This is a genomic window from Ktedonobacterales bacterium (assembly GCA_036557285.1).
Lineage (GTDB): Bacteria > Chloroflexota > Ktedonobacteria > Ktedonobacterales > DATBGS01 > DATBHW01.
Map to the genome: position 1 here is coordinate 13,303 of DATBHW010000071.1, position 24,155 is coordinate 37,457.

Below are 24,155 nucleotides of genomic sequence, written 5' to 3' on the forward strand. Positions count from 1 at the left end.
CCCTCCTGTGAAGGTGCTAGGAGAACGATGCGGGGGAGGCGCCGGTTGGCAAAAGGGTCTCGCGCTCCCCCTGCATCGTATTCTAAGCCCATTGAGCTATCCTGGCAAGGGGCGCTTTCACGGGAATGGGCCGCCAGAAGGAAGCTAGGCGAGGAACGTAAAGCTCTGCTCCATCGTATTGAAGTATTGCGACCTGTTCGTCTGGAAGCTTGCCGAGGGCGAACCGTAGGCCATGTAATAGAACTGCGTATCGTAGACCGTTGATTCTACAACGGCGCTCTTGCTGCCCTTCGGATCGCTGCATTGCTGCTGGGTCCAGGTTTCTCCATTGATCGTCACCTTCTTGGGAGCGCCTGCCGATGTCCCGCCGAAACCTGCCAGGCTGCAAAATGCCGCGTCAAACGTCTCAGGGGTGTTCTGGAGTTTGCCCAGGCTGGCGACCACAAAAATCTGATTGGTTGGCCCCTGGTATTGCACGCCGGTCCCGTTCGCGGGGTTCTGTTTGACCCACTTCGTCGGATAGGACAGGCTGAAATCCGCATTCTTGTATATCGTGAATCCAGCGGGGACAGCAGCGGCGGAACGAGTAGTGGGCGTGGGTGTCGTCTTCGCCGCTGACGAACCGCTCGAACCACATCCGGCAAGGAGAAACCCTGCCAGGCAAACAATGCTGAGCGCAAGCGCGACACGACGGTCATTCCAGGCATGCTGTTTTAGTAGCACAGTCTTCTCCTTACTCTTTTCCAAATCTATTCAGGCCATCGCGGGAACATCTTGCTGGACGCGGCAGCACTTGCACGATATAGACCATAGAGTTGGCAGAAGCAAGAGAAGAGCGGGCCAGAGCGATAACATGAGTCATCCCGAATTTTCTCTGCTGTGTTGTTTTGCTGGCAGGATGCGCGAAGGCCGCCTGTGTAGCGCCGCCGTCCCGGCGGCCAAACGCTGGCACGTGGAAACGCTGAACGGGCAGCCCTGGTCGCCAGTGAGGCGTTCAGCCGCCGGGACGGCGGCGCTCCGCTCGGTCCGGTGCGGCTTTCCGCCAGCGAAGCCACCAGCCAGGAGCATTGACCAAGACGGTCTAGAAAATTCGGGATGACCCATGTTGTGAATGCTGCTGCGTCCTACAGCCGCGCCGGGCTGGCCGATGCGGGCGCGCTCCAGGTGCGGCGAGCATCTTTGAGCAGGGTCAGGACCAGATCATAAGCCGCGACCTCGCCCGACAAGGCAGCGACCTGGCGCTGGTCTTTTATGGCCTCCCAGGCGCGGCGTGCTGCCTCGCGGTCATCAATCAGACGCTGGCGCACCTGCGTGGGAGTATAGCGCGCGCCCTCGCCTTCCATATACATCGCTATCGCGCCCAGCACGCGCTGCTGGCCGCGCCAGCTTTCGGCAATCGCGCCATCCGAATTGACCGCTTCATGCACGGCGCGGGCGCTCCAAACGCGCAGCCGCTCCTGAAATTGCTCAAGGCTCAGAGCCATACCCTTTTCACTCCTCGTTATGGGACAATGGACCAGTTCGCCGGAAGTTCATACTCGAACTCCCGGCGGCTGAGAAATCGCCCGTTGTGATAGTTCACTGTGCCAGCGCGCTCGATAGCATCGTACATATTCTGAATCAACACGATGCGCTTGCGTGGCAAATTAAACAGGACCACGCCCGCTTTGACACTTTCCAAACTGACATCGCGGGTGCGCTCATCCACGACACGGAAAACAGGCGTCTCCTGAGCAGGAAGGCTGTCAAGCTGGCGGTGAATATGCTGATGATCGTCAGGCAGATTATGCTCGTCGAACACTGCCAGGCCGTTCAGAACGTAATCGCGCAGGATGCGATCATAGCGCCGGGTCGAGTCCAGCAATTCGCGCAGCGAAGAGGGGTCTTCCGCGCATGCCGCGACCAGGGCTGTCAGCGCGGAACTGTGAATGACAAAGCTGACGGTACCCTGTTTGTCAAGGACGGTAAAGCGCATAACATCAGCCACGAAAGCGGTCCTTTCTGAAAAAGAGACGGGGGGCGCGCGTGAGCCGGTACCGACATTATACCAGATTCACCAGCCCGCACGATAAAGTACTGTGTGGTTGACTTTCGCGCTAAACCTGAGTATACTAGGCCCATTGACAGGCAGATTGCCTGCCAGAAATTGCTGCCTGGGAAGAACCTGGGAAGAAGGGGATTGGTGCATGGCTGAAGAGATCAAGGTTGCCATGACTACCTCTGAGGCTGGGCGCAAGGGTGGCAGCGCCGTGCGCGACAAGTACGGCGAAGACTACTATCGGCGCATCGGAAAGCTCGGAGGTACCGCGCTCAAAGACAAGCGCGGAAGCGATTACTACCGCGCCATTGCGAAGAAAGGCGGGCGAGCCAACGTTGACAAATACGGCCCCGACCACTTCTCGCAGATGGGCAAAAAGGGGGGCAATGCCACCAAATCCAGCCAGGATGCGGATTTCTACAGCCGGATTGGCAAGTTAGGTGGCGCAGCCAAACGGCGAAAAAAATCTGTCTAACCTCTTATTTTGGAACCGCGTGTTTGACGCTCCAGCGCTTCTCCTGACAGAGACATCTTTTGACTGTTCCCAACACATCACCCTATTTTTGGCAGTAGTCGGCCTGCGTGCTGGTCCAATTGGACACACAGGCCGTAAGCAAGCGATAGAAACACCAGGTTATTTTGGGCAGCATCTCTGACTTGCCTGTCTGGTTCTGATGGACTGTGAGGCGCTGGCGCCTGTTCCTACTCGTTCGATTGATCTGTCGTATGGTAACATCCCTGAAAACTGACTACTCTGAGCCGCGCCGGAAGGTTCATGTTCCGGCGCGGCTGCTTTTCTGCTCCAAAGGCGCTGGCTCCACCAATGATCGGTGGTTGCTACTGGTAGCGCCGCCGTCCCGGCGGCCACCGCTGCGCCAGGGCGCGCGTTCGCCCTCCAGGCCACGCACCAGCAGGCCAACGGTGAGCCGCCGGGACGGCGGCGCTACCAGTGGCATGCCGCGCTTGCCAACACCTCAGATTTGGTAGAACCTCGCAGGCGCTGGCGGCATTGACGGCCTGAGCCTGCTGTGGTAGGCTGGAATCGAGCGAGAGTCATTACATTGCCTGCCAGAAAAGGTCTAACCGCGTGGCCCAGCACAGCCTCTTTGATGAACTTGATACCCAGGCGGGCGAGCCACAGAGGCCCCCCAGGCGCGGCGTCACTGTCCCCGGAACCGGCGAGCGCGCGGCCTGGGAAGCCTGGGCGGCTCGCCTGCTGCCAGGCTTTGTCGCGCCCTATTGCCATGCCCTGGCCGCCAGCCGTCTGCATCGCTCCTGCTGGTGGATTGATGGCCTGACTTCGGCTGGTCGGAGCCTGCGCGGCGATTCAGGCAGCGCCGCCTTCGTCCAGACCGCCGAGGCGCTGGCGGCCTCCAACTTCAGGCTGCGCGGCGTTCGGCTGGAGGCGCGCAAAGCCACAGACAAAGCGCCCAAACCCGCCGCCGAACCGGCCAGCGACCCGGCGTCAGGCGCGCAGCGGAACGGGCGCCGAACCCGCGATCAGCTTCAGCCCGCCAGCAGCGAGACGCTGGCCGCCATGCCGCGCGAAGACCTGCTGGCGGCGCTGGACACTGCTCCGGCGCTGCTGCTGCTGAATCCCTTCGCCGCGCCCCCGCTGACGGCTGAAGAGCTTTTGCCGCTCTGCCAGCGCCAGGCGCCTACCGAACTCCTGCTGACCATCTCCACCGCGCGGCTGGAACAACTGGCCGCCGGAGATCTGGCCGGACAAGCGCCGCCCGCGCTGACCGCTCTGCTGCGCTCGGACACCTGGAAAACGACCTGGACCGGCCCAGGCAAGAGCGCCGAAAAAGTGCGGCGCACCCTGGAGATGCTGCGCGGCCTCTTGAAATCGCACTTCCTCTACGTCTGCGTGGCGACGCTGGACGACCTGCCTACGTCTGCGCCACGCCGCCTGCTGCTCTTTGCCTCGCGCCAATATGCCAGCGTCGCGCTGCTCAACGATTTCCTCTGCGCCGAACAGGCCCGCCTCGCCCGCGAGCGCGAAACGCGAGCGTTGCAGGGAGGCTGGTTTGCCCGCCGACGCGAAACGGCCCGCGCCGCCGCCTGGGCCGCGCTGAAAGAAGAACTGCACACGCTGGGCCGCCTGCGCCGCGCGCGCCTCTGGCCGGACCTCAAGCCTCTGCTCGTGCTGGACCATTTCGGCCAGTTCAGCGCCGCCGATCACGACGCCGCGCTCCTGGAACTGCTGCGCGAAGGGCGCATCGCGTGCCGCTGGTCGCCCGCCGTGCCCACTGCCGACCCCGCCGCGCCGCCCGTTGAGCGCGCCCCCGGCGCGCAGGATTTTCTGGAGTTTCTGGAGCCACGCGCGCGGCCCGCCTGGCGGCGTTAGGGGGCCAGCAGGCGCAACCACAGCAGAAATGTAACATTTTGCTGGCGAGGAAGTTGCACTCCTCCACCCATCGCGCTTATACTGCCGCTATCTGTCTTGATCGAAAGCCTGCAATGAGGAGGGTGCGCGATGGCTGGTATCCTGGTGAGCGGCGTCACCGGACTGGTGGGCCGCTATGTGCTGGCGGCGCTGCTGGACACGACTAACGAAGAGGTCCACGCCCTGACGCGCCGACCCCTGCCAGCGCCTTTCGATGGGAACCCGCGCATCCGCGCCTGGCAGGCCGATCTGGGCGAGGCCGAGCGGCTGGCGCGGGCGCTGCGCGAGGCGCGGCCAGCCGTCGTCATCCATTCGGCGGCGATTGCCGACGTGGACGCCTGCGAGCGCGACCACGCGCTGGCGCGCGCCGCCAACGTGGAGGGCGCGGCCAATCTGGCGCGGGCCAGCGCCGCAGTTGGCGCGCATTGCATCCACGTCTCAACCGATTATGTCTTCGACGGCTCCGAGGCGAACCCTGGCCCATATGACGAGACGGCAGCGCCTCATCCGGTCAATTATTACGGCGAAACCAAGCTGGAAGCCGAGCGCGTAGTAAGCGACATCTGCGCCGGGCGCGTCGGGCTGGCGATCTGCCGTACCGCGCTGGTCTATGGCGTAAACCCTGCTGGCCGGACCAATTTTGTAGAGAGCATGGTGAACGACCTGCGCGCGGGCAAACACATCCGCGCTGTCACCGACCAGCAAAACACCCCCACTGCCGCCGCCAACCTGGCCGAAATGCTGATAGCAGCGGCAGCGCGCCGCGCGGTGGGCCTCTTCCATCTGGCTGGCGGCGAACTCATCACCCGCTACGCGCTGGCGCTCGCCGTTGCTGATCACTTCGGGCTGGATCGCGCCCTGGTCACGCCGCTGCACAGCGCCGACCTCGGCCAGCTTGCCCGCCGCCCGCTGCTCAGCGGTCTGCGCGTCGAAAAAGCCGAACTCGCGCTCGGCGTGCGCGCCTGGAACATCCAGCAAGGGCTGACCTGGCTGGACAAGATAGCGCGCGCATCGTGAAGCAGCGGATTTGCTCCTGACTGGTTTTTATGCTATACTTGCTCTCACCACCCGATTGCAAGAAGCAGCGCGTTTCCCACTACCAGGAAGAAAGAACAATGGTAATGGGCGCCACGGCGCGTCGGTCCCTACCGCAGCTTTCCTCGTCTCCTCTGCACCGCGCGGGACCAGCAGACCTGGATTGGCCCTGACAAAGGGGGACCAGCATGCAAGGGTTTATCCATCTGCTTCTCGAAGCCTACGTCAGCGAAACTGCTGGCGCTCAGAGCCTGCGCCTGATTCGACAGATGGCAGGCATTCAGGGGCCTCCGCTTGCCACCCAGCCCTATCCCGATCAGGTGACGACAAAGCTCCTCCAGGCTATCGCTGATTATGAGGGGCGGGCGCTCGACGACCTGCTCTATCGCTTTGGGGTCTATTTCCTGAATGCCCCCCTCACGCGCCAAAATTACCGCGCCTTTCTGGAGGGCCACTCCTCGGCGCGCAGCTTCCTGGAGCATGTACCGATGATTCACCAGCATCTGGGGAACACCCTCAAGGGAGCCAGCCTGCCGAGATTGCAGTACATCAATCATACCCCCGAACTCCTCGAAATCATCTATGATAGCCCGCGCCACCTCTGCCACTTCCTGCGAGGCGTGCTTGATGGCGTGAGTCGCTATTTCAACGAACCGCTCGAAGTCCGCGAGATGGAATGCCAGTATCGAGGCGCATCCGCCTGCCGGATACTGGTGCGCTTTGTCGCTGCCCGCCGCTCCGGTCCCCTGCCGCAGCACCCTTCTGCCGCAGGCGCAAAAGGGTCCGCGCCCTACCATCCTAGCAGAGCGCCAGGGTCTGGCCCACAGAGCCTCGCCGCAGAAGAGTCGCCTGCCCAGCGCGGAGAACCTGCTGGCTCAGAGGCAAAACGCCAGCGTGAAGAGCAAGAAGATATGCTGATCCTTCAGACGCTCTCCACCAGGCAAGCGCCAGCAGATCGCTCGCTGGGGAGCGCGCAAGAGCAGCCCCTCGATCTTGCGCTCTCCTTGTTCGAGATCGCCCAACGCCTTGCCGCGAGCGAGGCTTCAGCCGAGTATGCCCGCTTGAGCCAGGTCCAACGTTCACTCACTCGCCTCGCCGTCCAGGGGTTTGTCGAATCCAAACAAGACCTACATACCATACCGCAGAGCGCCTCGCCTGGTGTGGTCGCCCTGGCCGGTCAGGGCATTCTGGCCGCCCAACGCTATCGCATCACCCCGGTCGGTCAAATCTGGCTGCGTGATATGCAGCAGCGTCGGCAGGGATACTGAGTGACAACAACGCCTACCATCGGCAAGGATACTGATTGACAACAACGCCTGCCAGGGGTAAGCTAGTGGCGGTAATTGTTTTTTTATTTATCCTGGTGAGCAACCTGGGGCCGCTCAGCCCCAGGGGGAGGATTCCGTGGAAAGCTTTAAGTGTCCCTACTGTGGCAAATCACACCCCGACACCACCATCTTTTGTGTCCAGAAGCAGAGAGCACTGGTCAGATACCCCACCACCCTGCTGGTGAGCTTGGCGCTCCTGGCCTTTGCGGCTGTCCTTGTCACCGCCTTTACCCAGCCCACCGGCCCTGACAACAGCAACAGCTTTCTCGCCACCGTCTTCATCTATAAGCCCTGGCTCTTTTACAGCTTCATCGGCCTGCTGATCCTCGTATGGGAAGGCTCCTTCCTGCGCGGGCGAAACGTCCAGCGTTGGGTCATCTGGAGCGTCACCGTCGCCGCGCTGCTGATCGTTGGCCTCGTGACCGCCCGGCCCGATATTATCACCGCCATCGAGAACTCCCGCGCGCTGAAAAACTTCTTCACCAACCCCTGGCCCTACATCATCGCCAACGCGCTCTTCGTGCTCTTCTGGCTCTACCAAACCATCCGCCGCCGCATGCGGCGCGACAAAACCAAGCCCCTGCCTACCCTCTTCAGCGACACCCTGGCCGAAGAGGAGGAGAACGCCGCCATCGCCGAAACCGAATATACCTCCGGTGATCTGCTGGCAGGCGCCATCATCTTCCTCTTCAGCGCGTTCGTCTTCCCCTTCCTCTATCTGGTCATCGCCCGCTACGCCCTCGGCGTCATTCCCGAAGCTCAGGCGGCGGGCAGAACTCCGCCCGACCTTACCTGGCTCTTCACCAATTTCTCGCAGATGACCAGCCTGAGAATCAGCGGCAACCCCAGCAATACCTCGTCGGGCGTCTCCCTGGCGCTGCTCGATCTCGCCATTGCCGCCCTGCTCTTTGCTATCAGCACCATCTCGCTCTTGATCGTCACCTACAGCCAGGGCTTGCAAGAAATCCAGGCTGTGGACAGCACCGGCAGCACCGGCAAGCTGCCAACCATCACTCCCCGGAGCAGCATGGCCCTGCCCAGCGTCAGAGACCTCACCACAGCTGACCCTGGTGAATCGCTCTCCAGCGTCCTCTCCACCCCATCCTTTGCCGAAGTTGGCGGAGGTGACGACGACGCCACCACCCAGGAAGATGTAGAACTGGCTGTTGGCGAATCCGTCGCGCGCACCGCCCTGGCCGGCCTGGAGCGCGCGCTCATCTCCCTGCGCCTGGTAGCCGACAGCGCCGCCCTCTCCATCCGCAACCTGCTCTGGCCGTTCGCCGTCTTTGTCGGGGCCGGATTTGTCGCGGCTATGAGCGGCGTCGTCTACGAATACCTGCACTACCCCAGCAAGTTCCCTTTCTCCAACTGGACGAACCTCGCCACCGGAGATAATAGCCTCGCCGCATCCTTCCTCACGTGGCTCAGAAGCTGGGTGGAGATTGGCGGCTATGGCCTGATCGCGCTCATCCTGATCACGATCTCCATCGCCCTCCTCACCCGCGCCCGCGCGGTCCTGCCCGATGCCGTCAACTTCCTGCGCTATTTTGGCCTGCTGGCTATCCTCACCTACTGGATTTTCGCCCTGGCCGTCGCAGCCCTCAACTGGGCCTACACCCTTCAGGAGTTTGTGGACACCAAAAGCGGCTTCTTCTTCATTCAGAACCGCTGGCCGCTGGAACCGGACCTGACAGCGATCATCTCGTTTGTCCTGTTCCTCTTCCTGGCTGTACCACAACTGTTTGCCGAGCGCCGCAAGCAGCAGCCTAGAAGGATACAACCAGTCACCGTAGCCAGCCAGAAAGCGCCCGCTGAAAAAGTCGTGAGTGAAAAAGTCGTGAAGGAATGAAGGAATAAAGAGCGATACCGAGCAGATTCAGGGCGCTCACCAGATAGACGAGCGCCCTGAATCTGCTCTGGCAGACCAACGGACGGCATCTGCCGCATGCTCTTGAATAATCGTTAGGAAATGCGGCCATGTAAGACAGGGGAACGGTATGGAAGGCATGGAAAGAGAGCAAGCTCGCTCGGCCTCTTATCTAAAGATGCTGCTCGCTATGCTACAGGATCAAGGCGTAGAGATAACATCCACTTGCAGGATTCTTGATTTCGGATGTGGAGAAGGCCAGGCGGTATACGCCTTGCGGAAGCGCGGGTTACAGAGCTTTGGAGTGGATATTGTCCCGCGCCACGATGCCATTCAAAAGCGTTTGCAAGAAGAGAGTCTCATTCAAGAGAATGAAACCGTATTTGGCACGATGGACCTGACCAGCTATCGCATCCCCTTCGAGGACAACGCCTTTGACGTGGTAATAAGCTGGCAGGTTTTCGAACATGTTCAGAACTGGCCGCAAGCGCTTGCGGAGATAAAAAGAGTGCTAAAACCCGGCGGAGCGGGTCTTCACGTCCTCCCCGCGAAGTATCGGCCCGTAGAAGGCCATGTGTTTGTGCCACTCGCCTCAGTCATCCGAGCATATCCTTACCTGGCATTTTGGGCCGTACTGGGGGTAAGAAACTCGTTCCAACAGGGCATGAGTTGGAAGGAAGTGGCTAAGAAAAACTGGGAGTATCTCAGGAAACACACGATCTATTTGTCTAAGGCCGAGGTCCGAAGGTATGTTACAGCCGAGTTTGGGGCCATGTCATTTTTAGAGGGGAGCTATATCAGGCATCACCACAAGTCCAAAGTCTGGCGCATCTCCTCACTCACCAGAGTGCTTCCCTTTATTCCCTGGTTGGTTCGTACCTTCCACATGGATGTTGTCTTCTTCACAAAACCGCCAGGTGATTGATATGAGCAGGCGCTGCAACGCCGATCAATGCGCCAGGCTATCAGTGGGTTCACCCGCCGAGGCTGGCGCGCCTATCGGCTCCCTGGGGCCGCGCTTTTCGCGCACATGCAGCCGCGCCGCCAGCAAAGAGCCAGCCGCCACCGCCAGCAGCGCGTAGGAGATGCCCACGTCATCCGCCAGCAGACCAATCACCACCAGGATCGGAACCGCCGCCAGATTAAAGAGCGCCTGCTGGAACGCGACAATGTTTCCGCGCAGACGCGGCAAAACCCGCTCTTGCATAATCGCCTGGCAGGGAATAGAGATCAGGTTGAGCGCAAAGCCCAGGAGCGACGCCTCGCCAACCGCCAGCACAATAATGAGGCCATTGGGCACATGCAAGAAATCACCCAGGGGCCGATTCAGCGCCAGCATCACTACCGCCAGCGTCACCGCATCCACACCCAGCCCTGCCAGGCGAAGCTGACCCAGCCTGTTGGCAAGTCGCGGAGCCAGAATCGCCCCGATAACCAGCGCCACCCCCGCCGGAGCCAGCACAAGCGAGATGTCTTCTGCCGGACGGCGCAGCACCTGCACCACAAAATTAGGCGCTAACTCGCTCACCAGCGCGATCACCACGCCCGCCAGCGAAAGGCGCACCACCGCTGCCAGCATCTGGCTGTCCTGCGCGATGGGCTGCCAGCCCTCCTTCAACTGCTGCCACAAGCTGCGGCGCTCGTTCTGCGCCTCCAGCGTCGCCAGCAGCGCCTCATGCTGCGCCCCATCCACAAGCTCCACCTCTTCTCCCTCGCCATAATGCGCCACACCCAACCGACGCGGCGGCAACAGCAGGCTCAGCAGCGTCGCCAGACCAAAGCCGCCCGCGCAGACGTAAAAGAGCGCGGGCCAGCCAAAAGCCTGAAACAGCAGCGGCCCCAGCACAATCAGCCCCAGCGCCTGCGCCACCACAAACGTCACACCAAACAGCGACAGGCCATGCGTCAGACCGCGCAAACCCACCAGGCTAGGGATGGCCGTCGCCTCTGCTGGCAGATAGAAGCGCGTCGAAAGCGAAAGGCTCAGCGAAAAGAAATAGAGCAGCGCCACCAGCCCACCGCTGCTGGCTCCATGCGTCGCCCCGCCATAGACGAACGCCAGCGCCAGGCCCACGCCCAGCCCCAGCAGCGTGCGCAGCAAATTCGCCAGCCACAGAACCCACCAGCGGCCCACGCGGTCCACGACAATCCCTGGCAGCGGCCCCAACAGAATCGCCGGAATGCTAAACAAAATGACCAGCAGCCCACCCGCAAGCGTAGAGCCGGTCTGCACATTGACCAGCACGATCAGCGCAAAGTTCACGATATTCTGGCCGAGCTGTCCTAGAAACTGCGCGCTCCACAACTGCAAAAAAGAAGGGCTGCGCAGAACAGCTTGATAGTTACTTGCAGACACCCATTTCCCCCGCTGGCTTTGATAATGCTGGCCCTACCTTACCACGCGCAGCCCACTTTGACAACCAGCCTGGCTGCCTCTCATTTCTCCCCTGTCTTCGTCTGCTCCTCAGCGCGCCTGGCCTCCCGCGCCTGCGCCCGGCGAGCCGCCGCCCGCAGCCAGACACGCTCCAGCCACACAAACGCCGCCCGCGCAAGAGTGCCTGCCACAAAGCCAGCGCCCAGCGCGGGCCAGAAGCCAATGGGCTGCTGAAGCAGCTCAAACACCGCCAGCGCCACAATCGTCGCGCTCATCAGCGCCGCCAGACGCAGCGTACCCAGCATCGCATTCGCGCGCGTGGCCGACCCCCGTCCCGCCTGCGGAGATGAGGCTGACCCATCTGAACTGGCCGACGAATTAGCCCGCCGTCTCTTGCTTGCCATGCTGCTCCTCCTCGCGCGCTGCGCCGCTCTGCTCATCGCGGGCTGGCTCGCCGCCTCCCTCATACTTGCTCACCAGCTTCTCAACCAGCCCCGCAATCTCATACCAGATATAGCGTTGATAATCCAGCATCCTGGCCTGCTGCTCATCAAACGCCTTCGTCTTCTGATCCTGATCGCGGCGGGCATTCTCCAGAAAACGCTGCGCCAGCGTATACGCATTCTGCCCGCGCCCATGCAAATACTCCGAAAGTTCGCCCAGATCAAGCAAGAGCGCCCGGAGTCTCTCGCCCTCGTATTCTTCAGCCATGCTTGCGCCTCCGCTCCACGGCAATCTTCAACGCATCCGCGAAGCGATTCAGATCATTCATCAGCCCGATCACCGCCGCCAGTTCAAGAATCTCACCATCATCAAAAGACGCTTGCAGCGCCCCCCACACATCCTCTGTCACCTCGCGCGCGTCCGTCGTCATCAACTCACAAAACCGCAGCGCCGCCAGTTCCCGCGTCGAAAACTCGTGAGCGTGCTGGTCCAGATGATACATCGCCTCCAGCAGCGCCTCGCTCACCCCCAGCCGCCCTGCCAGGGCGGTATGCGATGCCAGTCAGTAGCCACAGTCGTTAATCTGCGAAACCCGCACCGCCAGCATCTCCTTCAGGCGCGGCTCCACGCTGCCCGTCTCAAAAACCGCCGCCACATGCGCCGCCAGCGTCTTCATCAGCGCCGGGCGACGCGCCATCGTCGCCAGCAGCGTCGTCATCTCGCTGCGCCGCTCCTGCATCTCCGCCAGCGCCGCCAGCGCCGCCGCGTCCATCTCCTCTGGCGGCAGCGGCTCAATGCGCGCCATCAGTCGCTCCTTCTCTATCCGCCGCTGCCCCACGTCTTCAGCCAGCGCCAAAGCTCAACCGGCCTCCTGGCGAGCGCGGCACGCGCTTCGTAACCAGGAGGCCGGAAAAGTCTGGAGCAGGGGCTGGCGATTGCCATCGTCTCGGCGGCCCCGCTGCCTAGCTCCGTCGTGTCTTGCGGCGCTCGGCGCGAATCCGCGCCTTCACCCGCGCGTAAGCATCATCGTCTGGCCCCTCAACCGGCCCATGCGCTGCCTTTGTCGTCGGCGCTGCTTTGGCCCTGGGATCAGCCGCTGCCGCTCGCGGGCGTGGCTGGCCCAGCGTGCGCGGCAGCACCTTGAACTTATAGAGCGCGTACAGAATCAGAATCAGCACGATCATCCAGGCCAGCAGATAGGGTGTCACCCCGCCCAGAAGCGGAAGCGTAACGATAGCCTGCGTTCTATACGATTCTGGCAGCGCCTGGAAGATGAAACTCAGCGCAAACTGCGCTGCAAGCGCCAGGATCATATAGAGCGACATCCCAAAGAAGAACCGTCCCATCGAAGGGTTTGCCGGACGCTGCGGCTTATTGGCGCTGGTTGCCGCCCCGCTTGCCGAGGCTGGAGCCTCCGCAGTATCCTTGCGGCCCAGCGAGCGGAAAAAGCCGAAGCGTGGTTTTACCGCCGCCCCTTCGGGGAGAACTGCTTGCGGAAACCGGGTTTCCGCATTCTCGCCAGCTTTGCTGGCTCGCGCAGTTCTCTCCGGCGCGCTGGTCGTCGCCTCTTGAATTGCTCGATCCAGTGGCGCGGACTTCGTAGTCGTTTTCTTACCTGTCGCTGGCGCGCCACTCCCCGTCTTCGGTTTCGGGCGCCTGGCCGCGACCTCTTTGGTGCTTTCGGCCATCGTATCCTCACAGTCGTTACATAGCTGAGCGATAATACCATCCCGCGATGCGGTTAACTACAGTATACACGCTTTGCCTCTGGCGCGCCAGCAGACAACCCGCTGCGAGTTCCACCAACTATTGGGGGGTGCCACTGGTAGCGCCGCCATCCTGGCGGCTCAACGCTTGCCTGCCTGTATGTGGCGCTGGAGGGCAGACGTTGGCGCTGGCACAGCGGTGGCCGCCTGGAAGGCGGCGCTACAAGTACCATGCCTCGCTTGCCAACACCTCATTTTTGCTAGAACCACCCGCCGTTTCAGAGCGATATAATTGATGCAGGGAAGGCAGAACAGCAGCACAGCGCCAGGGAGGTAAAGCGTGGAACCAACCAGCAAACCCAAAGTCAAAATATGTTGTATCGGCAGCGTGGCCGAAGCGCGGCTGGCAATCCGTTATGGCGCGTCGGCGGTGGGCCTGGTCTCGGAAATGCCCAGCGGCCCTGGCGTCATCGCAGAAGAGGATATTGCCCGCATCGCAGGCGCCGTTCCGCCGCCGATCCTCTCCGTGCTGCTCACCAGCAAACAGGACACCGCCTCGATCATCGCGCAGCAGCGGCGCTGCGGCGTCAGCGCCATTCAGATCGTTGATCGCCTCATCACCGGCAACCATCGTGACCTGCGCTCGGCCCTGCCAGGCATCCGGCTCATCCAGGTCATCCACGTATGCGGCGAAGAATCGTTCGAGGAAGCCCTGGCCGTTGCGCCGCAGGTTGACGCCCTCTTACTCGATTCGGGCAATCAATCGCTGGCGATCAAAGAGCTTGGCGGCACAGGCCGTGTCCACGACTGGCGAATCAGCCGCGCCATTCGAGAAGCGGTAGATGTTCCCGTCTTTCTGGCTGGCGGGCTAAACGCCGAAAACATCAGCGATGCCGTCAACCTGGTTAGCCCCTTCGCCATTGACCTGTGCAGCGGGGTACGCACCAACGGCGCGCTCGACGAAACAAAGCTGGCGAGGCTCTTCGCGCGCCTCGCCCAGCCGTGAAGAAGAAGCACCTAATTGTCTTGGGCCAGTGTTACGCCGCAGCGAAAGCAATACTGGAAATAGGCCGGGCTGCGCGCCCCACAACGCGCACAGGTCAGCGCCTCCTCGCCCTCAGATACCGGCGACGCCTCCCCCTCCAGCAAGGCTGGCGGAGTCTCCTCATGCCTGGCCCTGACCAACTCGATAGTCTTCTCTCGCACCACCTCCAGGTCCACCCCCAGCCTTTTCAACACCTGCACGCCAATGCCCTCGCCCTCGTCAAGCAGCCCCAGCAGCAGATGCTCTGTGCCAATGAATTGATGGTTCAGACGCGACGCCTCCTCAACCGCCTGCCAGAGAACCTTATTGACGCGCTGGGTCATACCACGCCATTTTTCTGACGGACGTTCGCCGCGCTTGATAAGAACTTCAACCTCGCTGCGTACCGCGCCCAGTTGAATGCCCAGGCTTTCCAACACCTGCGCCCCAACGCCCCCCCCTTCGCGTACCAGCCCCAGCAGCAGATGCTCTGTCCCCATGTAATGGTGGTTGAGACGTTGGGCCTCTTCCTGAGCCAGTTGCAGCACATTGAACGCCCGCCTGGTGAATCGTCGCTCGAAGTCAGCATCAATGGGCAGCTTGCCGCCAGCAAAGAACTTGCGCACAAGCTGCGCCAGCGCATCCACCGGATCGCCGCGCCCTTCTCCCTCGCCAGCCACGCGCTGCCCCTTCAGATACGCCTCCAGTTCTTCCTTCATAAAACGATATTCGCCCCCAATGCGGTACGCCGGCAGTTCCCCGCGATTCACCAGCCGCCTGATCGTCACAACATCCACCCGCAGGTAAGCTGCAACCTCATCCGAAGTCAATAACGGTTCCACTGCTCGCTTCCTTTCTCTAACAAAGATGATTGAACAGCATTTAAGCATACTATACGTTACTTTACATGATAAATCAAGCCTTTATCATACAATAGCGATAGATAGGCTTGATGAGTAAGCCATTGCTTCTGTATAATAAGAAGAACCTTTCGCCAAGGAGACATGCGTATGATTGACGCGGTTGCTACGATTTGCGTCTTCGTCACCGACCAGGACAAAGCCAAAGCGTTTTATCTGGAGAAGCTGGGCTTTGAGCTGCGGCAAGATCAGCCGATGGGGCCAGATTCGCGCTGGGTGGCCGTCGCCCCGCCAGGAGCGCGCACCGAAGTCATTCTGTACAAGCTCGACGAAAATTGGGAGCATTATCGTCAGGTCATGGGGAAGTCGCAGGCGCTCACCTTCAATGTCACCGACATGGCGGCGCTGCACGCGGACCTCAAAGCCAGGGGCGTGCGCATCACCCAGGAACCCGATGTGCAGCCCTGGGGTACGTTCATGATGATCCTCGATCAGGATGACAACGCGCTACTGCTGGTCGAACAGCCCAAATAGCCTGTGCGCGAGGGGGCGATGCTGCCCCCTCGCTGTTGTGTCCGGTAAATCGCTAGTCGCTGGCGGATTGCGTCGTCTTTCCGGCTCCAGCAGCCGCAGTGGCGCGCGCTTTGATGAGATCGGCGGCTTTTTCGGCGATCATAATTGATGGCGCGTTGGTATGGCCGCTGATGATCGTCGGCATCACCGAAGCGTCCACCACGCGCAGCCCTTCCACGCCGCGCACGCGCAGTTCGGGGTCAACGACGGCCTGCGGGTCTTCGCCCATCTTGCAGGTGCCAACCGGATGATAGAGCGTCTCGGCGCGCGTGCGCAGGAACTCGGTCAGGTCCGCGTCGCTTTGCACGTCCGCGCCCGGCATAAACTCGTCGCCCCGATAGTCGTCCAGTGCTTTGGACTGGGCGATCTTGCGCGCCCAGCGCAAGCCCTCAATCATCACCTTGACATCGTTTTCGCTGGCAAGATAGTTGGGCTGAATGGCGGGCGGGTCCGTCGGGTTGGTGGACCGCAGCATCAGGCTGCCCGTGCTTTCGGGATGCAGTAAGACGACGCCAATCGTGAAGCCATGCCCCGGCGGATTGGCGAAGCCATGCTCCAGAAAGAAGGAAGGGGCGAAGATCAGTTCAATATCGGGGGCCAGCAGATCGGGTTTGGTTTTGAGGAAAGCAACGCCCTCAGCCACGTTGGAGGTCAGCGGCCCTTTCTTAAAGAGCAGATAATTGATAATATTGCCCGGCTTCTCTGCGCTGGCAAGCGTGATTGGCTGCTTCGAGTGATAGAGGATGCCGCTGGCGAGATGATCTTGCAGATTTTGGCCGACGCCAGGCAGATCAGCAACCACTTCAATGCCCAGCGTCTTCAGGCGCGCGGCGGGTCCGATGCCCGACAGCAGCAGCAGTTGTGGCGAGTTGATCGCGCCGCCCGACAGAATCACCTCTCGATTCGCGCGCGCCTCCACCAGCGAGCCGCCGCGCAAATAGCTGACGCCGACAGCACGCTTGCCATCCATCAGCACCCTTGCGGCGTGCGCTTCGGTCTGTACAGTCAGGTTGGGGCGTTTCATGGCAGCCCGCAGATAGGCCACCGCTGTGCTGTGGCGCGCCCCGCCCTTCTGTGTCACCAGCGTGACACCCACGCCCTCCTGGGTTCTGCCGTTGAAATCGTCGGTACGCGGCAAGCCAGCAGCGACAGCAGCCTCCAGGCAAGCCCTGGTGATCGGGTTGACGAAGCGCAGTTCGGCCACGTTCAGCGGGCCAGCGCCGCCTACGTAGTCTGTTCCGCCGCGCTCATAATGCTCGGCTTTCTTGAAATAGGGCAAGACATCAGCAAAGGCCCAGCCCGGATTCCCTGATTCGCCCCACTCGTCATAATCGTGGCGATTTCCGCGAATGTACATCATGGCGTTCATGGAGCTTGACCCACCCAGCATCTTGCCGCGCGGCCAGTACATCTTGCGGTCCTTCATATGGGGCTGCGGTTCCGTTTCGTAGTTCCAATCGAGGGGTGTCTTGAAGAGCTTGGAGAACGCGGCGGGGATGTGTACTTCTTTCTTCTTATCTGGCCCACCAGCTTCAAGCAAGAGAACGGAAACGTTGGGGTCTTCGGTCAGTCGGCTGGCTAAGACACAGCCCGCAGACCCGGCGCCGACAATCACATAGTCGTACATGATCCCTCCTGATGATGGGGACAAACTGACATGCAACAAGCAGCTTTGCGCCCAGACGCGGCAAGATGGCGCTTTTCTCTAAGAGAGATTACCACAGCAGGCGACAGATGGGAATCAGCAAGATCACCCATGTTCCAGGGCGCACACATGAGAAGTCAGGGGCAGGCTCGCGCCCGGCTTCGCATTTCTGGCGTTTGCCGATGTATACTTGAGATGTAATAGCCGCCAGGAAGGGACGCTCCCCGCAGGGGGAGGCAAGCGGCCCTTCCCGAAGGGGGCGGTGCCTACATACAACCATGATTCATATGAGGTAATACCAATATGGCTGAGACCATTTCGCCCGCCAGATTCCCCATCGAAGCAATTGCCGTCGTACCCGCGCCAGGGCTGAAGGTTCCCAACCACTTCTCTTTCAGCCAGGATGATCGCCAAGCCACCTATTTCCTGGCTGCCGGAGAGCAGGCCATCCAGCAGCTTTACGCGCTGGACACCGCAACGGGCGAGAGTTCGGTGCTGGTGGCCCCGCCAGGGGGCGGCGTGAAAGAGGACCGCCTTTCGCCGGAGGAGGAACTACGCCGCCAGCGCGAACGCAACCTAGCCACCGGCCTGACGCACTACAGCCGCGCCAAACGCGCCGAGCGCCTTTTAATTCCGGTAGGCGGCGACATCTATGTCAGAGATGGGCCAGAGGATGCTGGCGCGGGTGCGCGAGCGACCAACGGGAGCGAGGACCTCTCGCTCGACGAGGCCCAGCCGAGGCAAGCGCCCGCCGCCGAAGGCGCGCTGCGTCTGGTGGTGGAGAGCGCCGGAAAGCCGCCTGCCCTCACGCCCGCGCTTTCGCCTGATGGCGAATGGGTTGCTTACGTGCAGGACGCCGAGGTCTACGTCGCCTCTGCGGGAGCGCCCGCGCTGGCAGGCGCGCCCCGGCAGATCACCCAGGGCGCGCGCGGCACAGGCAAGACAAACGGCCTGGCCGAATTCATCGCGCAGGAAGAAATGGCGCGCGCCGAAGGCTTCTGGTGGTCGCCCGACAGCCAGCGGATCGCCTTTACCGAAGTTGATGAGCGGCATATTCCGCTCTATCGCATCATGCACCAGGGCAAGGAGGTGACTGGCCCGGAGGCCGAAGAGGCCCATCACTATCCCTTCGTGGGCGCGGCTAACGCGCTGGTGCGGCTGGCTGTCGTCTCTGCGATGGAGGGCGTCGATCCCGTCTGGATGGACCTGGATTTTGGCGAAGAGGTCTATCTGGCGCGCGTCTTCTGGTGGCAGGATGGCAGCCTGGGCGCGATCACCCTCAACCGCGAACAGAGCAAGCTCTACCTGTGCCGCTTCGACATCCATACGGGAAAACGTTCGCTGGTGCTTCAGGAAGAGAGCGCGGCCTGGATCAACCTGGGCCACAAGCGCATCACCCTGCTGGAGCGCGGCGGCTTCCTCTGGCTCTCGGAGCGTTCCGGCTTCATGCACATCTACCTCTATGGCGCGGATGACACGCTCGTTCGCCAGATCACCGCTGGCGACTGGGTGGTTGATGACATCGAATCAGTGGATGAAGCGAACGAGCGCATCTACTTTACCGGCAACCGCGACCATCCCACCGAATGCCAGCTTTACTCCGTTTCGTTTGCGGGAGATGAGCCGCGCCGCATCACGCCTGAGCCTGGCTTTCACCATGTCACCATTGATCACGCCTGCAAGCGATTCATTGATGTCCACAGCGCGCTCGATCATCCGCCCGGCGTTACCTTGCGCTCGCTAGGCGATGGGTCTGTGCTGCATACTGTGGAAACGCCGCCCGACCCGCGCGTCGCCAGCTTCGGGCTGGAGCCGCCGGAGATCGTGACGCTGCGCAACCGCAAGGGAACGACCCTCTATGGCGCGCTCTATCGGCCACCGGAGCGGTTCGGGCCTGGGCCGTATCCTACCGTTATTCACGTCTATGGCGGACCTGGCCCGCAGCTTGTTTCCAATCAGTGGAGACTGACGGCGGCGCTGGACCTGCAATATCTGCGCGGCCAGGGCTTTCTGGTCTTCAGGCTGGATAATCGCGGCAGCGCCCGGCGTGGGCTGGCCTTCGAGAGCGAGATCAAACACCGCATGGGAACAGTCGAGGTGGACGATCAGGTGGATGGGGTGCGCTGGCTGGTGGAACAAGGGCTGGCAGACCCTACGCGGGTAGGCATCATGGGCTGGAGCGGTGGTGGCTATATGACGCTGATGTGCCTCGCCAAAGCGGCAGATGTCTTCAAGGTGGGCGTGGCGGGCGCGCCCGTCACTTCCCAGGATGGCTACGATACCTGCTATACCGAACGCTACATGGGGACGCCAGCGTCCAATCCGTCAGGGTACGCCGAAAGCAGCGTGCTAAACTATGTGGACCAGATCAAGGGCAAGCTGCTGATCGTGCATGGCATGATTGACGAGAACGTCCATTTCCGCCACACGGCCCGGCTCATAAACGCGCTGATTCGGGCGCGCAAACCCTATGACCTGCTGATCTTCCCCGATGAGCGCCATATGCCCAGGCGACACGCCGACCGCGTGTATCTGAATGAGCGCACGCTGGGCTATTTCCAGCAGCATTTGTAGGAAACAGGGGTTCTATATGCGTAGCCTTCGCTGGCTCCTGCTTAGAATGCCTCACACAACCGCCGGTTGGCCCCACCCCTGCCGCCTGGAAGGACGGCGCTACAACCCCGCCCCTGCTCGTGCGGAGGTTTTGTTAGGCGTCCTTAGCCTGGTAAGCCTGAGTCTGCTGCTCGTTGGCTGCGGCCAGCCCGGCCCAGGGGAAAACCAGACGCCCACCCTGGCCCCTGTGCCGACGCTGGGCGCGCCAGTGGATATGACCGGCAGCCAGCATGTCACCATCAAAATCATTGACACCAGCGCGAACCCTGACGGCTCTTGGTATGACCAGCCCAGCATCAAGGTCAGCGTAGGAACGTCCGTTACCTGGATCAACGTCTCCGCCGCGCTGCATACCGTGACCAGCGGCGATCCGGGCGCGCCCGATGGACGCTTTGACTCCGGCATGGAAAACCTGCTTCAGCCCGGCAACCAAGGAGCGGCCAGCGCATTTAGCTTCACTTTTACCAAACCTGGCTCCTACAGCTATTTTTGTCTGCTGCATCCGGCGATGATCGGGCTGGTGCAGGTAGTGGCCTAGCTGCTTCCTAAGACCGGCGGCAGGGTAAGCGTATCCAGACCATATTTCCAGTACATGGTGTTGGTTTCGATCATCTTCTGCCCTGAATGATACTGCTGCCAGTTCAGCATTGACCAGACAGGCTGAGTCAGGCCAACGTACTTCATGGCTGCATCAAGCTGCGCCAGTTCTTCGGGGGAAAAAGGCCGGATGCTGGTATAGCCCTCGAACAGGGCGCGATAGAGTACGGGGTCGAAGATGGCCCAGAAATCCGTGCCCTCGTCCTGGTCAACAAAACAAAAGCCAAGGACAGTGGAGACAAAATCCACCAGCGCGGCGCCAACGCCGATCTCCTGCCAATCCACAAAAGCCACCAGCCGCTCACCCTCAAAGAGACAATTCACCGCACACAGATCACCATGTGTGATGCTCTGCGGAAGCTGGGCAGGCTGAAAGGCGCTCAAAGAGTGGAAAACCTGCAACGTCTCGCGTAACGGCTCCGAGCCGTACATCTCAACCGCTTTTTGCATTGCTTCTGGCAGATACCGGGCATCCAGCCAATGGCGCTTCTCAGGCAGGTCATCGCAGGGAACGAGATGGAGCTTCGCCAGGTGAATGCCAATCTCCCGGGAAACAGCCGGAGAGAGTTCGGGGATCGCGCCCGGCAGCTTAGGCAACACGACGGCATCGCAATCGGCGCTGTGGTAGGCTACCTCCCCACCAGGCGCTGGGAGATAGTATGCTGTTGCGCTAAACCGCTGCTCCTTCAGCCGCTGGAGAAACGGGAGGCCGCTCAGCACGTCCTCCAGCGTCGTGTTGACAATAATCTTGAAGAGATACTCGCCCTTCGTTGTGGTCACGAGATAATTCTGGTTGGTAGAATGAAGCACGCGCTGCTGGTCAAGAATCTCACCCAGGCCAAAGTGGTCTGCAATAGCTGCCAGTTTCTTGTCCTCCGTGTGTTCAGAGGCGATCATAGAAACACTTCCTTTGGTAAGAGAGGTCAGGATGTGCGCCGAGCGTTTGCGTGTACCGCCGCCGTCCCTGGCGGCTCAACGCTGGCCCGCCACTCCGCTGACCTGGAGGGCGCACGCCACTGGTAGCGCCGCCATCTTGGCGGCTCAACGTTGGCCCGCCACTCCGCTGACCTGGAGGGCCACCGCTCGCCCTGGCGCAGCGGTGGCCGCCAGGGACGGCGGCGCTACAGGTGGCTGACGCCCGCTTCCCCCAAAAAGTCCTATTGCTGCGCACAAAAGCACGCCCACCGCTTGACATTGCAGAACAAGCAGGGTATACTTCTCCCATCTTCACTTGCAGGAGGTTCCCCCGCACTACAGATCAGCAACCCGTGATCATCAACTGAAGTATGGCTACTGCGGCCAGTGACAACAACGCTGGCCGCAGCAATAACCCCAGTCCTGGAGGGTATTCAGGAATGAGGCTAGAGGGTATTGTACCATCGCCACCCTCCAGCGGCTCCTCCTGGACCCTGCTCGCCAGCCACGCTGGCGCCAGTCCACTGGGGGAGCCGCTTTGCTGCGCCGCTCACAGGCGGCGCAGCAGAAGGAGGGTAGCTTCGATGACCTTACCGTTTCGTCGTCACCTGCGTCCCTGCCCCTGGAACCCTGCTGCTTTCGCTGGTCCCAGCCCTTCCCTCACCCTGCGCGAGTGGCAGGTCGGTGTCCTGCTCTCGCGGCTCTCCCCCGTCGTGCGCGCGGCGCTCTGTGCCTGGCTGCTCGCTCCCACCGACCTGAACCGCTGGCCGCCGCCGGAGCATTTTCACCATCAGCGGCTCCCCATCTGCGCTGAAGAACTGCGCGGTCAGCCGCGCTCCACCGCCTGCCACCTGCTCTACCAGGAACTGAAAGTGATTCGCCAGACGCTGGATATGCCGCCGCAGGTCTTGAGCGTCATGACGCACAACGGGCTGCTGGCGGTGCATGCCATCCGGCTCCAGCAGTTGGAGCGGTGGCTCTGGCCGCCCGACGCCGCCCGGCAGATCCACCGCCTGATCGCCTGACGCCTGCCCTCCAGCGCCGCCTTCCAGGCAGCCACTGGTACCGCCGCCGTCTCGGCGGCTCAACGTTGGCCTGCCGATACGTTAGCCTGGAGGGCGCACGCCACTTGTAGCGCCGCCATCTCGGCGGCTCAACGTTGGCCTGCCGGTACGGTGGCCTGGAGGGCAGACGTTGGCGCTGGCGCAGCGGTGGCCGCCAAGATGGCGGCGCTACAAGTGGCGTGCGCCCTCCAGGCCAGCGTTGAGCCGCCAGGATGGCGGCGCTACAAGTGGTACCCCTGATAGGTGGTGGAACCACGGAGGAAAAGTTCATTGACACGCATGTTCGACTCAGCTATACTCAGGGTACTTGCCCAGGAAGCCTCGGCACGATATTTCCTCAAAGGAGGACTTGAGACCGTATGAATCCCGTTGATCAGCGTTGCCCACGCTGCCAATATCCCGTCGCTCCAGGCGCGTCGTCATGCCCAAACTGCGGTCTGGCCTTCTCGGCGACGCCGCCGTCGCCTTACGGCACAGACCCACTCATGCCCCCCCCACCTCCTTATTCGCCGCCATCCTCAAACCCATATGGGCCGCCCCCAGGCACAAGCTCTGCCTATGGCGGCAGCAGTTATGGGGGGTCTCCGGGCTACGATTACACCCCGCAGCCGCCGAGCTACTCTGGCAGCCCCAGCTACTACCCTGGCAGCCAGCCGCCCAGCTTCCCCAACTCAGCGCCTGCCTACCCTGGCAGCCAGCCGCAGGGCGGCGGAGTCTTTGCGCCACCGGGATTGGCCCAGCCGCCCGTTCAGCAGAAGAAGGGAAACGGCCTGAAGATCGGGCTGATTATCCTGGCCGTCCTGATCGTCCTGGGCGGCGGTGGTGGAGTGGCCGCCTATTTCTTGACCCGCCCCAAGCCCGTCATTACCGTAACCAGCGATTATAAAGTCGGCTCCACCTTTGCCGGGTCCACCTCGACGGTCTTCCACGTCACCGGCCAGAAGTTTTCCGGCGGCTCAGCGATCACCTTCCTGCTGGATGACAAACCGGCCCCCGATTCCCAGACCGTCGTGAGCAACAGCGATGGCAGCGTGCGCGCTGACCTGACAGTGGGCGATGGTTGGACGATAGGGCAGCATCACCTGACCGCCAAAGACGCCAACAACTATACCACGCAAGCCAGTGAGCCGCTTGTAGTGGTAAGCCAGGGAGAAGCTGGCACCCCTGGCCCCAAAGGATCGCCAACCGACAGCGGCACCTTCAACGTCAAACTGAAGGTCACCCGACATGACGTGGCAACCGGAGACCAGCTTGATCCGTTTAATTTTAGCCTGGCGATTCAAGGCCAGCCAGCCACAGCCGATCAGCAGGTCTGCAATATAGACCGCGATGATGGGCAGTCGCATTCGTTCACCGGCACAGACAATATCGGGCCTTATACAGAAACCTACGTCTGGAAGTGTACCGGCAGCTATAAGGGCGGCAAGCTCAGCTATACTGAGACCGCCACCAGCGATAAGCTTGTGTATGCGAGCGGCAGAACCTGCACAGGGCAGACGCCCTATACCTTTACCAAACTGGATGGCGCCTTCACTGCTGCTACCGCTATCAACGGAAACTACAGCGGCGACCAGATTGAATACACCTGCAATACCGGTGGCAATCTGCACGTTGATGCTGAACAGGGAACCTGGACCGGGAGCAGTTCCTAACAGCGCGTAATAGCACCTGTAGCGGCGCCGT

26 protein-coding genes are annotated in these 24,155 nt (G+C 61.5%); 13 read left to right on the forward strand and 13 right to left on the reverse strand.

The annotated features are described in order from the left end of the window. Positions 1–144: 144 nt before the first annotated feature. The 3 genes from VH599_19715 to VH599_19725 all read right to left on the reverse strand — a co-directional run bounded on the left by VH599_19715 (position 145) and on the right by VH599_19725 (position 1,987). The gene (locus VH599_19715; GenBank protein ID HEY7350546.1) at positions 145–723 is read right to left on the reverse strand and encodes a hypothetical protein; all 579 of its coding nucleotides are present in this window, start codon (positions 721–723) and stop codon (positions 145–147) included. A 401-nt stretch (positions 724–1,124) separates the two neighbouring features. Next, positions 1,125–1,484: a hypothetical protein gene (locus tag VH599_19720; GenBank protein HEY7350547.1), complete on the reverse strand. Its 360-nt coding sequence runs from the start codon at positions 1,482–1,484 to the stop codon at positions 1,125–1,127. 17 nt (positions 1,485–1,501) lie between these two features. After that, the gene (locus tag VH599_19725; GenBank protein HEY7350548.1) at positions 1,502–1,987 is read right to left on the reverse strand and encodes a hypothetical protein; all 486 of its coding nucleotides are present in this window, start codon (positions 1,985–1,987) and stop codon (positions 1,502–1,504) included. 199 nt (positions 1,988–2,186) lie between these two features. Here VH599_19725 and VH599_19730 point away from each other — a divergent pair, with 199 nt between their 5' ends. Then, on the forward strand, positions 2,187–2,513 hold the full coding sequence (locus tag VH599_19730) for a hypothetical protein (protein HEY7350549.1): 327 nt from the start codon (positions 2,187–2,189) through the stop codon (positions 2,511–2,513). 298 nt (positions 2,514–2,811) lie between these two features. Here VH599_19730 and VH599_19735 read toward each other — a convergent pair whose 3' ends face one another. Beyond that, positions 2,812–2,994 carry a hypothetical protein gene (locus VH599_19735; GenBank protein HEY7350550.1) on the reverse strand — a complete coding sequence of 61 codons (183 nt, stop codon included), beginning with the start codon at positions 2,992–2,994 and terminating at the stop codon, positions 2,812–2,814. Positions 2,995–3,125: 131 nt separating this feature from the next. Between VH599_19735 and VH599_19740 the strand changes: the two genes are divergently transcribed. The 5 genes from VH599_19740 to VH599_19760 all read left to right on the forward strand — a co-directional run bounded on the left by VH599_19740 (position 3,126) and on the right by VH599_19760 (position 9,582). After that, positions 3,126–4,388: a hypothetical protein gene (locus tag VH599_19740; protein HEY7350551.1), complete on the forward strand. Its 1,263-nt coding sequence runs from the start codon at positions 3,126–3,128 to the stop codon at positions 4,386–4,388. Positions 4,389–4,517: 129 nt separating this feature from the next. Further along, complete coding sequence (locus tag VH599_19745; GenBank protein HEY7350552.1) at positions 4,518–5,444, forward strand: SDR family oxidoreductase; 927 nt, start codon at positions 4,518–4,520, stop codon at positions 5,442–5,444. Between the two features lie 206 nt (positions 5,445–5,650). Next, complete coding sequence (locus VH599_19750; GenBank protein HEY7350553.1) at positions 5,651–6,730, forward strand: heme NO-binding domain-containing protein; 1,080 nt, start codon at positions 5,651–5,653, stop codon at positions 6,728–6,730. Positions 6,731–6,866: 136 nt separating this feature from the next. Next, entirely contained in the window at positions 6,867–8,639 is a 1,773-nt protein-coding gene (locus VH599_19755) for a hypothetical protein (protein ID HEY7350554.1), read from the forward strand. A 148-nt stretch (positions 8,640–8,787) separates the two neighbouring features. Further along, on the forward strand, positions 8,788–9,582 hold the full coding sequence (locus VH599_19760; protein HEY7350555.1) for a class I SAM-dependent methyltransferase: 795 nt from the start codon (positions 8,788–8,790) through the stop codon (positions 9,580–9,582). A 24-nt stretch (positions 9,583–9,606) separates the two neighbouring features. Here the strand turns inward: VH599_19760 and VH599_19765 are convergent, their stop codons facing one another. The 6 genes from VH599_19765 to VH599_19790 form a co-directional block, all read right to left on the reverse strand. Next, on the reverse strand, positions 9,607–11,013 hold the full coding sequence (locus tag VH599_19765) for an MFS transporter (GenBank protein HEY7350556.1): 1,407 nt from the start codon (positions 11,011–11,013) through the stop codon (positions 9,607–9,609). An 80-nt stretch (positions 11,014–11,093) separates the two neighbouring features. Further along, positions 11,094–11,435, reverse strand: coding sequence for a hypothetical protein (locus tag VH599_19770; GenBank protein ID HEY7350557.1), 342 nt, complete (start codon positions 11,433–11,435; stop codon positions 11,094–11,096). Next, a complete protein-coding gene (locus tag VH599_19775) occupies positions 11,410–11,742 on the reverse strand; it encodes a hypothetical protein (protein HEY7350558.1) in 333 nt (110 codons plus the stop codon). Before VH599_19775 ends, VH599_19770 begins: the two co-directional genes overlap by 26 nt. Then, the gene (locus VH599_19780; protein HEY7350559.1) at positions 11,735–12,001 is read right to left on the reverse strand and encodes a hypothetical protein; all 267 of its coding nucleotides are present in this window, start codon (positions 11,999–12,001) and stop codon (positions 11,735–11,737) included. The genes VH599_19775 and VH599_19780 overlap by 8 nt, the downstream gene beginning before the upstream one ends. A gap of 36 nt (positions 12,002–12,037) precedes the next feature. Further along, on the reverse strand, positions 12,038–12,280 hold the full coding sequence (locus tag VH599_19785; protein HEY7350560.1) for a carboxymuconolactone decarboxylase family protein: 243 nt from the start codon (positions 12,278–12,280) through the stop codon (positions 12,038–12,040). A gap of 157 nt (positions 12,281–12,437) precedes the next feature. Next, positions 12,438–13,163, reverse strand: a complete 726-nt coding sequence (locus VH599_19790; GenBank protein ID HEY7350561.1) for a hypothetical protein — start codon at positions 13,161–13,163, stop codon at positions 12,438–12,440. A gap of 358 nt (positions 13,164–13,521) precedes the next feature. On the opposite strand from VH599_19790, the gene VH599_19795 reads away from it, so the two are divergent. Continuing rightward, on the forward strand, positions 13,522–14,187 hold the full coding sequence (locus VH599_19795; protein ID HEY7350562.1) for a phosphoribosylanthranilate isomerase: 666 nt from the start codon (positions 13,522–13,524) through the stop codon (positions 14,185–14,187). 11 nt (positions 14,188–14,198) lie between these two features. On the opposite strand, the gene VH599_19800 is transcribed toward VH599_19795, so the two are convergent. Then, positions 14,199–15,047, reverse strand: a complete 849-nt coding sequence (locus tag VH599_19800) for a Clp protease N-terminal domain-containing protein (GenBank protein ID HEY7350563.1) — start codon at positions 15,045–15,047, stop codon at positions 14,199–14,201. Positions 15,048–15,215: 168 nt separating this feature from the next. On the opposite strand from VH599_19800, the gene VH599_19805 reads away from it, so the two are divergent. Further along, entirely contained in the window at positions 15,216–15,599 is a 384-nt protein-coding gene (locus VH599_19805; protein ID HEY7350564.1) for a VOC family protein, read from the forward strand. Positions 15,600–15,651: 52 nt separating this feature from the next. Here the strand turns inward: VH599_19805 and VH599_19810 are convergent, their stop codons facing one another. Continuing rightward, complete coding sequence (locus VH599_19810; GenBank protein ID HEY7350565.1) at positions 15,652–17,265, reverse strand: choline dehydrogenase; 1,614 nt, start codon at positions 17,263–17,265, stop codon at positions 15,652–15,654. A 321-nt stretch (positions 17,266–17,586) separates the two neighbouring features. Between VH599_19810 and VH599_19815 the strand changes: the two genes are divergently transcribed. Beyond that, a complete protein-coding gene (locus VH599_19815; GenBank protein ID HEY7350566.1) occupies positions 17,587–19,857 on the forward strand; it encodes a DPP IV N-terminal domain-containing protein in 2,271 nt (756 codons plus the stop codon). Between the two features lie 16 nt (positions 19,858–19,873). Further along, positions 19,874–20,434 carry a plastocyanin/azurin family copper-binding protein gene (locus VH599_19820; protein ID HEY7350567.1) on the forward strand — a complete coding sequence of 187 codons (561 nt, stop codon included), beginning with the start codon at positions 19,874–19,876 and terminating at the stop codon, positions 20,432–20,434. Here the strand turns inward: VH599_19820 and VH599_19825 are convergent. Further along, a complete protein-coding gene (locus tag VH599_19825; GenBank protein HEY7350568.1) occupies positions 20,431–21,390 on the reverse strand; it encodes a phosphotransferase in 960 nt (319 codons plus the stop codon). The two genes, VH599_19820 and VH599_19825, sit on opposite strands and share 4 nt — an antisense overlap. Before the next feature lie 31 nt (positions 21,391–21,421). On the opposite strand from VH599_19825, the gene VH599_19830 reads away from it, so the two are divergent. From VH599_19830 to VH599_19840, 3 genes are all read left to right on the forward strand, one after another. Further along, complete coding sequence (locus tag VH599_19830; GenBank protein ID HEY7350569.1) at positions 21,422–21,628, forward strand: hypothetical protein; 207 nt, start codon at positions 21,422–21,424, stop codon at positions 21,626–21,628. A gap of 364 nt (positions 21,629–21,992) precedes the next feature. Further along, on the forward strand, positions 21,993–22,433 hold the full coding sequence (locus VH599_19835; GenBank protein ID HEY7350570.1) for a hypothetical protein: 441 nt from the start codon (positions 21,993–21,995) through the stop codon (positions 22,431–22,433). A gap of 398 nt (positions 22,434–22,831) precedes the next feature. Then, complete coding sequence (locus VH599_19840; GenBank protein ID HEY7350571.1) at positions 22,832–24,124, forward strand: hypothetical protein; 1,293 nt, start codon at positions 22,832–22,834, stop codon at positions 24,122–24,124. Positions 24,125–24,155: the final 31 nt, after the last annotated feature.

Excerpts from the sequence above, each read along its gene's own strand:
- VH599_19720 (HEY7350547.1), bottom strand. The coding sequence starts at position 1,484 with ATGGCTCTGAGCCTTGAGCAATTTCAGGAGCGGCTGCGCGTTTGGAGC.
- VH599_19730 (HEY7350549.1), top strand. The coding sequence starts at position 2,187 with ATGGCTGAAGAGATCAAGGTTGCCATGACTACCTCTGAGGCTGGGCGC.
- VH599_19735 (HEY7350550.1), bottom strand. The coding sequence starts at position 2,994 with ATGCCACTGGTAGCGCCGCCGTCCCGGCGGCTCACCGTTGGCCTGCTG.
- VH599_19745 (HEY7350552.1), top strand. The coding sequence starts at position 4,518 with ATGGCTGGTATCCTGGTGAGCGGCGTCACCGGACTGGTGGGCCGCTAT.
- VH599_19750 (HEY7350553.1), top strand. The coding sequence starts at position 5,651 with ATGCAAGGGTTTATCCATCTGCTTCTCGAAGCCTACGTCAGCGAAACT.
- VH599_19760 (HEY7350555.1), top strand. The coding sequence starts at position 8,788 with ATGGAAGGCATGGAAAGAGAGCAAGCTCGCTCGGCCTCTTATCTAAAG.
- VH599_19770 (HEY7350557.1), bottom strand. The coding sequence starts at position 11,435 with ATGGCAAGCAAGAGACGGCGGGCTAATTCGTCGGCCAGTTCAGATGGG.
- VH599_19775 (HEY7350558.1), bottom strand. The coding sequence starts at position 11,742 with ATGGCTGAAGAATACGAGGGCGAGAGACTCCGGGCGCTCTTGCTTGAT.
- VH599_19785 (HEY7350560.1), bottom strand. The coding sequence starts at position 12,280 with ATGGCGCGCATTGAGCCGCTGCCGCCAGAGGAGATGGACGCGGCGGCG.
- VH599_19790 (HEY7350561.1), bottom strand. The coding sequence starts at position 13,163 with ATGGCCGAAAGCACCAAAGAGGTCGCGGCCAGGCGCCCGAAACCGAAG.
- VH599_19805 (HEY7350564.1), top strand. The coding sequence starts at position 15,216 with ATGATTGACGCGGTTGCTACGATTTGCGTCTTCGTCACCGACCAGGAC.
- VH599_19810 (HEY7350565.1), bottom strand. The coding sequence starts at position 17,265 with ATGTACGACTATGTGATTGTCGGCGCCGGGTCTGCGGGCTGTGTCTTA.
- VH599_19815 (HEY7350566.1), top strand. The coding sequence starts at position 17,587 with ATGGCTGAGACCATTTCGCCCGCCAGATTCCCCATCGAAGCAATTGCC.
- VH599_19820 (HEY7350567.1), top strand. The coding sequence starts at position 19,874 with ATGCGTAGCCTTCGCTGGCTCCTGCTTAGAATGCCTCACACAACCGCC.
- VH599_19825 (HEY7350568.1), bottom strand. The coding sequence starts at position 21,390 with ATGATCGCCTCTGAACACACGGAGGACAAGAAACTGGCAGCTATTGCA.
- VH599_19830 (HEY7350569.1), top strand. The coding sequence starts at position 21,422 with ATGTGCGCCGAGCGTTTGCGTGTACCGCCGCCGTCCCTGGCGGCTCAA.
- VH599_19835 (HEY7350570.1), top strand. The coding sequence starts at position 21,993 with ATGACCTTACCGTTTCGTCGTCACCTGCGTCCCTGCCCCTGGAACCCT.
- VH599_19840 (HEY7350571.1), top strand. The coding sequence starts at position 22,832 with ATGAATCCCGTTGATCAGCGTTGCCCACGCTGCCAATATCCCGTCGCT.